The sequence below is a fragment of the Pseudomonas sp. BGI-2 genome (genome assembly GCF_004310295.1).
Taxonomy (GTDB): domain Bacteria; phylum Pseudomonadota; class Gammaproteobacteria; order Pseudomonadales; family Pseudomonadaceae; genus Aquipseudomonas.
The window spans coordinates 14091-26622 of record NZ_SISB01000042.1 but is presented as its reverse complement, the minus strand read 5'-3'; the positions used below and the strand labels follow the sequence as shown (position 1 = coordinate 26622).

Sequence of the window (12532 nt, the reverse complement as noted above, 5' to 3'; positions counted from 1 at the left end):
CAAAACCTTAGTGGTGACGAGGCTTGAGGATCGCCGGTTTTTCGTCTGGCGCCTGGCACAGCAGGTACAGCGCGGTCAGGGCTTCCGGGATCTGCACGATCATGTCGTCCATCAGGTTGGCGTCTTTGGCGATGTCTTCGAACTCAGGCTGTTCGTCGAACAGACCCGAACCGACCATGATCGGCAGCAGCATTTCGCTGACTTCGTCTTCGGCGGTTTCGAACCAGGCTGCTTCGCGCAGGAACACGCCTTCCATGAAACCGATGCACCAGCCGCGCAGGTCGGAGTCATCCGGCTCTTCGCCCAGGTCCAGGTCGCAAGGCAGCTCGAACTCTTCATCGGAGGCCAGTTGGCGAGCGATGTGAGCCTTGAGGGCCAGCAGGGTGGATTCGATCGCTTCACGCTCGGTGTCGTCGGCGTAATGCGGCTCTTCGGCGAAGAGGGCGTCGATCCATTCACGATCCGGAACCTCTTCGGAACAAATCGAAAGCGCAGTGAGGTAGCCGTGGGCGGCCACGTAGTCCAGCGCCTCGTCATGCAGTTCGTCGGCGTCGAGGAAGACTTGCAGGCGGGTTAGTTGCTCAGCGAAGGACATTAAAGGGCTACCTTGGGGAATTAACAGATGCGGGAATTCTAGGCCTTCTTGAGCAGTCAGGCCAGCCGCGCGGGATATTTGAAGCCTTCGCAAGTACAAGCACCCCCGCAATCCCTGTGGGAGCGAGCTTGCTCGCGATGGCGGCGTTACATTCAATATCAATGTTGACTGGTCTGCCGCTATCGCGAGCAAGCTCGCTCCCACAGGTTTTGTGTTGCATCGACATTCGTGTGTCTTCTCAGCGGCACCCTTTGGCGGGCAGGCGTCGGGTATACTCGCGCGTTTTGTGATGCCCTGCTGGCGTCACGGCTGGAATGTGAAGCGTCATGCAATGCGCACTTACGATTTGTCAGTGCAGCCTGCGTGGTTCTGAACCAGCCTTGCAGGGATGTTTTTGTGATTTTTGGAGTTTTTATGCTCGAACAGGCTCAACGCGTCCTCAAGGACATCTTCGGCTACGACAGTTTCCGTGGCCGCCAGGGTGCAATCATTGAGCGCGTGGCCAGTGGCGGCGACGCCCTGGTGCTGATGCCTACCGGTGGTGGCAAATCCTTGTGCTTCCAGGTCCCGGCGCTGCTGCGCGAAGGCCTGGCGGTGGTGGTGTCGCCGCTGATCGCGCTGATGGACGACCAGGTCGCGACCCTCGAAGAGCTCGGCGTCGCTGCCGCTGCATTGAACTCCACGTTGAGCGCCGAGCAGCAGCGCGATCTGGCGGCACGGATCAAGCGCGGCGAAGTGAAGATGCTCTATCTGGCGCCCGAGCGTCTGGTCCAGCCACGGATGCTGGCCTTCCTGCAAAGTCTTGAAATCGCACTGTTCGCCATCGACGAAGCCCACTGCGTGTCCCAATGGGGTCACGACTTTCGCCGCGAATACCTGCAACTGGGCCAGTTGGCGGAGCTGTTCCCCAACGTTCCGCGCATTGCCCTGACGGCCACGGCCGATAAGCGTACCCGCGAAGAAATCGTCGACCGTTTGCATTTGCAGAATGCCGAGCGCTTCTTGTCGAGCTTCGACCGTCCGAACATTTTCTACCGCATCGTGCCCAAGGAGCAGCCGCGCAAGCAGTTGCTGGCGTTCCTTGCCGAGCGGCGCAGTGATGCCGGCATTGTCTATTGCCTGTCGCGCAAGAAAGTCGACGAAGTCGCGGTGTTCCTCAGCGAACAAGGCTTCCCGGCGCTGCCGTACCACGCCGGTTTGCCCAACGACACCCGGGCCCATCACCAGAAGCGCTTCCTCAACGAGGAAGGGCTGATCATGGTCGCCACCGTGGCATTCGGCATGGGCATCGACAAGCCCAACGTGCGCTTTGTCGCTCACCTCGACTTACCGAAATCCCTTGAGGCGTACTACCAGGAAACCGGTCGCGGCGGCCGCGATGGCCTGCCGGCGGATGCCTGGATGGCTTACGGCCTGCAAGACGTGGTGATGCTCAAGCAGATGCTGCAAAACTCCGAAGGCGACGAGCGCCACAAGCGTCTGGAGCAGCACAAGCTCGACGCCATGCTCTCGCTTTGCGAAGAAACCCGCTGCCGTCGGCAAACCTTGCTGGCCTACTTCGACGAAGACATGCCTGAGCCGTGCGGTCATTGCGACAACTGCGTCGATGGCGTGCAGACCTGGGACGCCACCGAGCCGGCCCGTCAGGCGCTCTCGGCGATTTATCGCACCGGTCAGCGTTATGGCGTCGGGCATCTGGTGGACGTGCTGCTGGGCAAGGACAACGAAAAGGTCCGCAGCTTCGGCCATCAACATCTGTCGGTGTATGGCGTCGGCAAGGCAATGGGCGAGAGTGAATGGCGCTCCCTGTTCCGACAGCTGGTGGCCCGTGGTCTGGCCGACATTGACCTCGAAGGCTACGGCGGCCTGCGCCTGAGCGACACTTGCCGGCCGCTGCTCAAGGGCGAAGTGACCCTGGAACTGCGCCGTGACCTCAAGCCGCAAACCACCGCCAAAAGTAGCAAGAGCCAGGCGAGCCAGCTGGTTCGCGGCGAAGAGCGCGAACAGTGGGAAGCCTTGCGCGCCTTGCGTCGCAAACTCGCCGAAGAACACGGGGTGCCGCCGTACGTCATCTTCCCCGATTCGACACTGCTGGAAATGCTCCGCAGCCAGCCGACCTCGCTGGCGGAAATGGCCACGGTCAGTGGCGTTGGCGCGCGCAAGCTCGAACGTTATGGCGAGGCCTTCCTCGAAGTGCTGGGCGGTCAGGTCGAGGCGCCGAAAGTCGTCGCCGATGTGCGCCACGAGCTGATCACCCTCGCTCGCGCCGGCATGACGCCGCTGCAGATCGCCGGTCAGTTGCAATGCTCGGAAAAGAATGTCTACACCATGCTCGCCGAAGCGATCGGCAAGCAGCAGTTGTCGCTGGAGCAAGCGCTGGACCTGCCTGAAGAATTGATGGGCGAGGTCCAGGATGCTTTCCTGGATGGTGAGGGCGAGTTGCCGCCGGTTTCGGAGATTGCCGCGCTGTTCGCAGGGAGAGTGCCTGAAGGTGTCCTGTACTGCGTTCGGGCGGCACTGCAATCCGAATTTGAGGTTTAAATGACTTGTTACAGTGATGTAACGATTCACTACAGACCAAGCCTTGCCTCAAGCCAACGCCCATGCTTAGCTGACTAATAATTAGTTTTTCTCTATTTCAGTCTAATCATGAGTGTTTTATGCCGTTAACCGATCAACACCGTTTTGGCATGCAACTGGCCCAGATGTCCCGCGGCTGGCGTGCCGAACTGGATCGTCGTCTGGCTGGGCTGGGTCTTTCCCAGGCGCGCTGGCTGGTGCTACTGCACCTGGCGCGCTTCGAAGAAGCACCGACCCAACGTGAGCTGGCGCAAAGCGTCGGCGTCGAAGGGCCGACCCTGGCCCGGTTGCTCGACAGCCTGGAAAACCAGGGCCTGGTCCAGCGCCAATCGGTACTGGAAGACCGTCGGGCGAAAAAAATCGTCCTCTGTGCCCCGGCCCGTCCTCTGATCGAACAAATTGAAACCATTGCCAATCAACTGCGCCGCGAACTGTTCGACGGCGTCGACGAGGCGGATTTGAAGATTTGCATGCGTGTCCACGGGCACATTCTGGCCAACCTGGAAAAATCTTGAGGCAAAACCGCGCGTCAGCTTTTTGAGATACCCCGTTGGGCAGACTATAAAGAACTACTAGGCAATATCGTGTTCGTACCGGATGTGCGAACGCGTACAGGTTGGTTCTGGTTATCTAAGGGATGCTCATGCTCGAGAGTTGGCACGTTGTATTGCGGTGTTGCGCCAAGCTGCTGTTGGTCGGTGGTGCTGTCACTTACTCGGCATTGGCCCCTGCGCTGGGATTGGGCGAGATTACTCTTCACTCCTCGTTGAATCAGCCGTTGCGCGCTGACATCGCCTTGGTGGATGTCGGTGGGCTGGAGGAGGGCGAGCTCTCGGTCAGCCTGGCGACGGCGGATGAGTTCACCCGTGCCGGCGTCGATCGGGTGTTCTTCCTCAACGACCTGAAATTCACGCCGGTCCTGCGGGGCAACCGTAGCCTGATCCGGGTGACCTCCAACAAACCGGTCAATGAACCCTTTCTGAATTTCCTGTTGCAGCTCAATCAGCCCAACGGGCGTTTGCTGCGCGAGTACACGGTGCTGATCGATCCACCGGGTTCACCGGGGATTGTTCCGGCCGACGACGAACCGGTCGCCAGCCCACAAAATTCTCCATTCCCGAGCGTCAAACCGGCCACTGCGCAGGCACCCACGGCGAAGAAGTCCGCGCCAGCACCTGCCGTCGTTCAACCTGCCGCGCCTGTGCCCGATCCTGTTACCGAACAATTGGCCGCCAGCGTGCTGCAGAACCAGCAGCTGCAAAAAACCATCGATGAGCTGAATGCGAAACTTCAGGCACAGGACGAGCAGATCGCTGGCCAGAAAAAACAGGTGACCGAACTGCAAACCCAGCTGGCGGAGGTCAAACAGGCGCCACCGGAGACGCCGGTAGCTGTGGCGCCTGCTCCCGTCGTTGTCGAAGAATCCGAGGCTAGCCATTGGCCGCTGATCATCGGCTTGCTGGCGCTGATTGTTTTGGTGTTGCTGGGGCTGTTTGTTCGACGTCAACGACAGCAGCTTCAGGCATTACCCGAGTCTTCGCCCGTTGCACCTGCGCGACAGGAGCCGATGCTTGAGCGTCCGGCGCAATCGTCGGTGCAACAACCCATACTCAAATCCGCTCCCGAAGATCGTGAAGAAACGCCAACAGGCGATGTACTGGAAGGGGTCGGTATTTACCTGGCCTATGGCCGTTTTTCCGAAGCGGTCGGTTTGTTGCGAGAAGCGTTGGTCAAGGAGCCCCAGCGCACGGATCTGGCCGTGCAACTGCTGGAAGTCCTGGGTAAACAAGGCGACGTACCTACCTATGACGCACAGGAAAAAAGCCTGCGTGACGACGGGTTCGACGTACAAAAGCTTCAGGACATCCGTGCCCGCTACCCGAAACTGAACAATGCGGCTCCGATTGCAGCCGCTGCAGTCATCACTCCCGCGCAAGAAACGGCACCTGCCGACGAGTTCCAGTTGAACCTGGATGACCTGTCCATGGATTCCAGCTGGGACCTGGTCAGCCCTTTCGACAAGGCTAAATCTTCAGACGAATCACCAAAGGCTGAAGAGCCTGCGTTCACCTCAAACCTGCACGTGTTGCCCGATGTGTTCGAGATTCCTGAAGAGTCGACTCTGGACGAGCCTGAGCTTGAGTGGGTCGCAGAACCTGATTCGCAATCTCTGGAAGGCGACTTTCTCGACGAATTCAGCGATGCCGGCCCGTCGCTGGAACTTGAACCCCTAAGCCTGGCCAGCAACGACAAACTGGAACAAGCCCAGACCTGTATCGATGACGGCGATCTGGACAACGCCATCGAACTGCTCAACGAGTTACTGAAGGAAGGCGATGAGCCGCTCAAGCAGACCGCCCGGAGCCTGTTGGCCGGAATCCGCTGAGCCTCTACTATAGCGGCGCCCTCTGGCTCAGGAGTCTTGCCCATCATGACCACGCATAAACCGGAAATCATCATCACCTATTGCACGCAATGCCAATGGCTGTTGCGTGCGGCTTGGCTGGCCCAGGAACTGCTCAGCACCTTCGGCGACGACCTGGGCAAAGTGTCGCTGGTGCCCGGCACCGGTGGGGTTTTCCATATTTTTTGCGACGATGTGCAGATCTGGGAGCGCAAGGCGGACGGCGGTTTCCCGGAGGCCAAGGTGCTCAAGCAGCGGGTCCGCGATCAGATCGACCCTGACCGCGACCTCGGCCACAACGAGCGCACTCAGTGAGACGCGGCTTCGGCTGCCACGGTCTTTTTGCTTGAGCCGGACAGTCTGCTGGAGACCACGATTGCGACGATGATCAAGGCGCCACCGATCAGCATGCGCAGCGTCGGGTTTTCATTGAACAACAGCCAGGCCATGGTGATGCCGTACACCGGCTCCAGGGCGAACACCACGGCGGCCGTGCGCGCCTTGATCACCGCCAGGCTGGCGACAAACAAGCTGTGAGCGACGCCAGTGCAGAACACCCCGAGCAAACCGATCCACAGCCAGTCGATGGCGCGGACTTCGCTCAACTGCGGCGCCGCCACCGGCAGCAGGCACAGCGCGACCACCACGTTCTGACACAGCGCAGCCTGCACCGGCGGGATTCGTCCGGAGCTGGCGCGGTTGGTCAGGGACAGCAGGGCGAACAGCAAACCTGAACCGACCGCCCAGAGCAGGCCCGTGGTGGCGCCACTCGCCAGATCGAAGTCGGGCGTGACCAGCACCAGCCCGACACTCACCAGTACCACCAACAGAATTTCATTGGCGCGAATCCGCTCACGGAATATCAGCCCTTCGAGGATCACGGTAAACGCCGGGAAGCTGGCGAAACCCAGGGTCGCGATTGCCACGCCGGCCACTTTCACAGCAATGAAAAAACTCACCCAATGCCCGGCCAGCAGCAAACCGCTGAGCAGCAGACGGCGCCAGTCCACCGCCTCGAGTTTCTGCCAGCGCGTGTTGCTGGCGAATCGCGCGAACACCGCCAAGGCAAGGACGGCAAATGCAGCCCGGCCGAAAACGATGACGGCGGGCGAGGCGGCAGCGAGTTTGCCGAACACACCGGTCAGGCCAAACATCAGTGCGCCGATATGCAGGGCGCCAAGGGCGGTACGGGGAGTCATTGCATTCCTTGATAAACGTATTAAACCGGGCCGACAGACACCACCGTCCTGTAGCAGCGCCCTGTGGCGAGGGGATTTATCCCCGTTCGGCTGCGAAGCAGTCGTGAATTCAGACAACGCGGTGTATCAGTTAGACCGTGCGTTCATGTTTTACGACTGCTTCGCAGCCGAACGGGGATAAATCCCCTCGCCACAGGCCAGCTGCTCTATTTGACCGCGTACACCCCAGCGAGTCTGTCGGCAGACTATCGACTTTTGTCGCCAGCCTCGCGCCGCAGTTTGCCCGGGCTCGTACCAAACTCGCGCAACACCGCCGCGGCAAATGCACTCTGAGAACTGTAACCGACCCGACTGGCAATCTCGCCGATCGGCAAGGGTGAGTCGCGCAGCAGCCCCACCGCAATATGCAGCCGCCGACTGCGAATGTAATCCATCGGCGTCTGCCCGCACTCAGCGACAAACCGCGCATGCAACCGGGCGCTGGACAGCCCGGCGACGCGTGCCAGATCGGCGACTTGCAGCGGATAAGCCGCGTTCTGATCGATGTGCGCATTCAGCGCCGCATACGGCAGGCGCCGACCGCCCACCACCTCAGGCTTGGCGTTATTGAGGCTGGCCAACAACAGCACCGCGCCTTGCTGGGCAATCAACGGGTCACTGACCTGGCTGCCCGCCAGCCAACTCACCAATTGGCTTTGCCCGGCATCCAGCGGCAGGCGACCGGCGTTGTCGAGCAACCGGCGGCTGGCGTCGGCGTGATCGCCAAGGGACTGCGAAACCCATTGATCGCTCGGCACATCCAGCACCAGGCAACGGCTGCCATTGCTGCTGCCGCACGCGTGATGGAAGCCCGACGGCACCACCACGAAACGCTGCTGAATCACCTGACTGCCATGCCCGCCGACCTCGAAGTCCAGCGCACCCGACAGCCCGAATACCAATTGCGCGTGGTCGTGGCTGTGGACGATCAGGTCTTTGGTGTATTGGCGAAGCGTGAGGATCGGTCTCATCGCAGGTCTCCCGGGCAAGATGCGGCCAGTCTACACCGGCCGGACGCTGTCACAGGATTGACTCGCGGTTGTCATGGGCAATTAACCGGATCGGCGCAAGCTTGCCAAAACTTGCCCAGAGGGTTGCCCATGACCAGCGCCGAGCTCGCCAAACCCAGCCGTAAGCAACGTGTGCGGACGTTGTGGATTTCCGATGTGCATTTGGGCACCCGGGACTGCCAGGCCGAACATCTGTCGCAGTTCCTCAAGGGCTACCACGCGGACAAGGTCTACCTGGTGGGCGACATCATCGACGGCTGGAAACTGCGCAGCGGCATGTACTGGCCTCAGGCGCACACCAACGTGATTCGCCGTCTGCTGACCATGAGCAAGCGCGGTACCGAGGTGATTTACGTCACCGGTAATCACGACGAATTCCTGCGTCGCTATTCGAAGCTGATTCTGGGCAACATCCAGCTGGTGGACGAAGCGGTGCACGTGACCGCCGATGGCCGGCATCTGCTGGTGATTCATGGCGACCAATTCGACGTGATCACCCGATATCACCGCTGGCTGGCCTTTCTCGGCGACTCGGCCTACGAGTTCACCCTGACCCTCAACCGCTGGCTCAATCATTGGCGCGCCCGTTACGGCTACGGCTACTGGTCGTTGTCGGCCTACCTCAAGCACAAGGTGAAAACGGCGGTCAGCTTCATCAGTGATTTTGAAGAAGCCATTGCCCACGAGTGCGTCAAACGCGAGTTGCATGGGGTGGTGTGCGGGCACATTCACCATGCCGAGATTCGCAAGGTCGGGGGGGTGGACTACCTCAATTGCGGGGATTGGGTGGAGTCGTGCACGGCGTTGATCGAGCATTGGGACGGGTCGATCGAGTTGTACCGGTTGGCGGATGCCCAGGCGCGGGAGGGGGAGTTGAAGGCCATTAAAATTGCAGAGCCGGCGTAGGCAGGTCCGACGCCTTCGCGGGCAAGCCTCGCTCCTACTGGATTACCCCATAACTTTTAAACACTGCGAAATCTGTAGGAGCGAGGCTTGCCCGCGAAGAGGCCCGCCCAGACACTCCGGTTCTGTCAGGCTGGCGAATGTTCTGCCATCGCCGCTATGTAGATCGAATGCTTCGGATGCGCAAACAACCGCTCCATCATCGGCTCAAAGAAACTCAGCGGTAATGTCTCGTAAGCCGGATCAAACGCCGCCGCGTCATATTTGGCGCAGAACTCGATAGTCGCCTGATACTGCGGATGCCCGCTGAATTGCTCCCGCAAATGCCGATCCATACCCAAGTGATGGAAGAAGTAATACCCCTGGAATATCCCGTGTTTCTCCACCATCCACAGATTCTCGGCGCTGACGAACGGCTTGAGAATCGCCGCGGCAATGTCCGGATGGTTGTAGGAACCCAGCGTGTCGCCGATGTCATGAAGTAGCGCGCAGACCACATATTCTTCATCACGGCCATCGCGCCAGGCACGGCTGGCGGTTTGTAAGGAATGGGTCAGACGATCCACTGGGAAGCCGCCAAAATCACCCTCCAGCAATTTTAGGTGCGCCACAATCCGTGACGGCAACTGCCTGGCGTAGGCACTGAAGTCGGCAGCGATGATCGCCCAATCTTCTTGCGTGCCATCCTGCATGTGGGTGAACCGTGCATTGGCGTTCATCAGCTATCCTCTTGTTTTAATCGAAAGGGATGTCTTGAGTGTAGAACTTGGATCCAGCATCGCACTGGCTGCGCAGGACGCTTTTGTGGCCAATGGAGCCTAGAACGGCACGCGACCCAGAATCATGTCGCGGTACATGACAAAGTCGCCAAGCAGGCTATAAAGAGGATGCTGGAACGTGGCGGGACGGTTCTTCTCGAAAAAGAAATGCCCGATCCAGGCGAAGCTGTAACCCGCGAGCGGCAAGGCCAGCAACATCAACCAGGCGCCTTTGCCGATGGTCAGCGCCAAGATGAAGATGACCAGGCTGGTACCGACAAAATGCAATCGTCGACACGTACTGTTGCTGTGTTCGCTGAGGTAATACGGGTAAAACTCAGCGAAACTGTTGAAACGTCTGATGTTTTCCACGACTGCGATCTCTGTGGTTATTGTTGTTCTGTTTGCAAGTTGTTCGGCGGGTAGCCTATTTGAGTCTAGAGTGATCATTGGCATCAGCCAGTGACAATAGGCGCCACTTTAGTATCCTTCGCAAATTTGCCGCGGTAGACGGCTCACAAAGTAGTAAGTAGACGCCATGAGCGAACGAACGACTTCTGCAAGCTGGGCGATGGGGATTGTCAAAGCACTGGAGATGGACGGCCTGGATTGCCGGGTTCTGTTCAAGCAACTGGGGCTCGACTACGCGTCACTGGACGATCCGGATGCGCGCTTCCCGCAAGATTCCATGACACGACTGTGGCAGCGAGCGGTCGAGCTGTCCGGCAACCCGGCGATCGGCCTGAACATGGGCAAGGTGGTGCGACCGGCCTCTTTCCATGTGGCCGGTTACGCCCTGATGTCCAGCCAGACCCTGGCCGAAGGCTTTCAGCGACTGGTACGTTATCAGCGGATCATTGCCGAAAGTGCTGACCTCAGTTTCCGACTGCTGGATGAAGGTTACGCGCTGATTCTGACGGTGCATGGCGATCACTTGCCGCCGACCCGACAGAGCGCCGAAGCGTCGCTGGCCTGTGCGCTGGCGCTGTGTGGCTGGTTGACCGGGCGCACTCTGCAACCGCGCAAAGTGCTGGTGCAGGGCGATCAGCCCGTTGATCTCGAACCCTATAAACAAGCCTTTCATGCACCTTTGGTGTTCAACGCGCCTTATGACGCCTTGATCTTTGAGCGCGCTGACATGGAGGCACCGCTGCCGACCGCCAATGAGGCGATGGCGCTGTTGCATGACCGGTTTGCTGGCGAATACCTGGCGCGGTTTTCCGAGAGCCGCGTGACCCACAAGGCGCGGCAGGTGCTGTGCCGTTTGCTGCCCCAGGGCGAACCCAAGCGCGATACGGTGGCGCAGACGCTGCATTTGTCGCAGCGCACCTTGCAGCGACGCTTGCAGGAAGAAGGCACGAGTTTTCAAACGTTGCTGGACGACACGCGACGTGAACTGGCCGAACAATACCTGGCGCAGCCCAGCATGACCTTGCTGGAAATTGCCTACCTGTTGGGGTTCGCCGATCCGAGCAACTTCTTCCGTGCTTTCCGCCGCTGGTTCGATGCCACCCCCGGCGAGTACCGGATGCGGCTGATGGAAGCGCTGGCGCCTGTCAGTGACGCCAGAACGCCGGAATACACAGAACAAACACCGTGATGATCTCAAGTCGGCCCAGCAGCATGCCGACCGACAGAATCCACTTGGCGGCGTCCGGCAGGGTGGCAAAGTTGCCCGCCGGGCCAATCGTCTCGCCCAGTCCCGGACCGACACCGGACACCGTGGCGGCCGCGCCGGTAAGGGCGGTCATCCAGTCCACGCCGAGCAGCGACAACAGCAGCGCGATCACACAGATAGTGATGGCGAAGAAGAATGAAAAAGTCAGAATCGAACGCACGATCTCTTCGTCGAGGCGGTGACCGTTGTACTTCTGCTTGATCACCGCGCGCGGGTGAATCAGCTGGTTAAGGTTGGCCTTGAGCAGGATGTACGCGACCTGGAAGCGGAAAATCTTGATCCCGCCAGCGGTTGAGCCTGAGCAGCCGCCGATAAAGCCCAGATAGAAGAACAGCATCAGCGAGAAGTTGCCCCAGAGGCTATAGTCCCCCAACGCGAAGCCTGTAGTCGTGACCACCGAGGTCACGTTCAGCGCCACATGCCGCAGGGCTTCCAGCCAATGCAGCTGGGTGGTCCACCAATACCAGGTGCCGAGCACCAGCCAGGTCACCAGTAGCATGCCAAGCAAACCTTGAACCTGCTGATCCTTGATAAGGGCCCTGCGGTTACCGCGCAAGGTCGCTACATACAGGGTGAACGGCAGGGCACCAAGAATCATGATGACGATCGCGACCCAATGCACTGCAGGCTCCGGCCACTTGGCCAAAGACTGGTCGGACGTTGAGAAACCACCGGTGGAAATCGCCGACATCGCGTGGTTGATCGCATCGAACGGGCTCATCCCGGCCCACCAGAATGCCAGGCTGCCGAAAATGGTGATGCCGACGTAGGCTGCTACGATCAAACGCGCCACCATGTGCGAACGGGGCATGACTTTTTCGGAACGGTCCGACGACTCGGTCTGAAACAGCCGCATGCCACCGATGCGCAGCAGTGGCAGAATCGCTACCGCCATGCCGATAAAGCCGATACCGCCGATCCAGTGCAGCAATGAACGCCACATCAGGATGCCGGGGGACATGGTGTCCAGGCCGGTGAGCACAGTGGCCCCGGTGGCGGTGATGCCGGACATGCTTTCGAAGAACGAGTCGGTGTAGCTGATGCGCTGGGTCAGCAGGAACGGCAGCGCAGCGAAGATGCACACCACCACCCAACTGCTGACGGTCAGCAGGTACATGTCCCTGGGCCGCAGGTGTACGTGTTCGGGGCGACCGGGGATGACCAGCGCGAGGCCGGCGACAAAGGTGATCATGCTCGCCCAGAGGAATGACGGCAGATCGCTCGTGCGATCGAAGATCACCAGCGTGGCCATGGGCACGACCATGGCGATGGCCAGCGTGATCAGGAAGATGCCGATGATGAAACCAATGAGACGTAAGGTCGGCAACGCCATGAAGTCCGCTCGGGTTGAAAGTAGGAAGGGCGC

12 protein-coding genes are annotated in these 12532 nt (G+C 59.8%); 6 read left to right on the top strand and 6 right to left on the bottom strand.

What is annotated here, in order from left to right; all coding sequences use genetic code 11:
• Positions 1 to 7: 7 nt before the first annotated feature.
• A complete protein-coding gene (locus EYC95_RS24065; protein ID WP_010461974.1) occupies positions 8 to 595 on the bottom strand; it encodes a YecA family protein in 588 nt (195 codons plus the stop codon).
• 414 nt (positions 596 to 1009) lie between these two features.
• On the opposite strand from EYC95_RS24065, the gene recQ reads away from it, so the two are divergent.
• The 4 genes from recQ (at position 1010) to EYC95_RS24040 (ending at position 5894) form a co-directional block, all read left to right on the top strand.
• The gene (gene recQ, locus EYC95_RS24055; RefSeq protein WP_131062539.1) at positions 1010 to 3136 is read left to right on the top strand and encodes a DNA helicase RecQ; all 2127 of its coding nucleotides are present in this window, start codon (positions 1010 to 1012) and stop codon (positions 3134 to 3136) included.
• Positions 3137 to 3255: 119 nt separating this feature from the next.
• On the top strand, positions 3256 to 3690 hold the full coding sequence (locus EYC95_RS24050) for a MarR family transcriptional regulator (protein WP_131062538.1): 435 nt from the start codon (positions 3256 to 3258) through the stop codon (positions 3688 to 3690).
• A 128-nt stretch (positions 3691 to 3818) separates the two neighbouring features.
• Positions 3819 to 5561 carry a FimV/HubP family polar landmark protein gene (locus tag EYC95_RS24045; RefSeq protein WP_131062537.1) on the top strand — a complete coding sequence of 581 codons (1743 nt, stop codon included), beginning with the start codon at positions 3819 to 3821 and terminating at the stop codon, positions 5559 to 5561.
• A gap of 45 nt (positions 5562 to 5606) precedes the next feature.
• Positions 5607 to 5894 (top strand): SelT/SelW/SelH family protein, encoded by a 288-nt coding sequence (locus tag EYC95_RS24040; RefSeq protein WP_131062536.1) that lies wholly within the window; start codon positions 5607 to 5609, stop codon positions 5892 to 5894.
• Here EYC95_RS24040 and EYC95_RS24035 read toward each other — a convergent pair.
• Both EYC95_RS24035 and EYC95_RS24030 read right to left on the bottom strand, forming a co-directional pair.
• Positions 5888 to 6778: a DMT family transporter gene (locus EYC95_RS24035; protein WP_131062535.1), complete on the bottom strand. Its 891-nt coding sequence runs from the start codon at positions 6776 to 6778 to the stop codon at positions 5888 to 5890. The genes EYC95_RS24040 and EYC95_RS24035 overlap by 7 nt on opposite strands.
• 245 nt (positions 6779 to 7023) lie before the next feature.
• Entirely contained in the window at positions 7024 to 7788 is a 765-nt protein-coding gene (locus tag EYC95_RS24030; RefSeq protein ID WP_131062534.1) for an AraC family transcriptional regulator, read from the bottom strand.
• A 129-nt stretch (positions 7789 to 7917) separates the two neighbouring features.
• On the opposite strand from EYC95_RS24030, the gene EYC95_RS24025 reads away from it, so the two are divergent.
• Positions 7918 to 8733 (top strand): UDP-2,3-diacylglucosamine diphosphatase, encoded by an 816-nt coding sequence (locus EYC95_RS24025; protein ID WP_131062533.1) that lies wholly within the window; start codon positions 7918 to 7920, stop codon positions 8731 to 8733.
• 125 nt (positions 8734 to 8858) lie between these two features.
• On the opposite strand, the gene EYC95_RS24020 is transcribed toward EYC95_RS24025, so the two are convergent.
• Positions 8859 to 9449: an HD domain-containing protein gene (locus EYC95_RS24020; RefSeq protein WP_131062532.1), complete on the bottom strand. Its 591-nt coding sequence runs from the start codon at positions 9447 to 9449 to the stop codon at positions 8859 to 8861.
• A gap of 99 nt (positions 9450 to 9548) precedes the next feature.
• Positions 9549 to 9860: an Mpo1-like protein gene (locus EYC95_RS24015; RefSeq protein WP_131062531.1), complete on the bottom strand. Its 312-nt coding sequence runs from the start codon at positions 9858 to 9860 to the stop codon at positions 9549 to 9551.
• Between the two features lie 166 nt (positions 9861 to 10026).
• Between EYC95_RS24015 and EYC95_RS24010 the strand changes: the two genes are divergently transcribed.
• Positions 10027 to 11088 (top strand): AraC family transcriptional regulator, encoded by a 1062-nt coding sequence (locus tag EYC95_RS24010; protein WP_131062530.1) that lies wholly within the window; start codon positions 10027 to 10029, stop codon positions 11086 to 11088.
• On the opposite strand, the gene EYC95_RS24005 is transcribed toward EYC95_RS24010, so the two are convergent.
• Positions 11045 to 12499 carry a TrkH family potassium uptake protein gene (locus tag EYC95_RS24005; RefSeq protein ID WP_131062529.1) on the bottom strand — a complete coding sequence of 485 codons (1455 nt, stop codon included), beginning with the start codon at positions 12497 to 12499 and terminating at the stop codon, positions 11045 to 11047. The two genes, EYC95_RS24010 and EYC95_RS24005, sit on opposite strands and share 44 nt — an antisense overlap.
• Positions 12500 to 12532 lie beyond the last annotated feature (33 nt).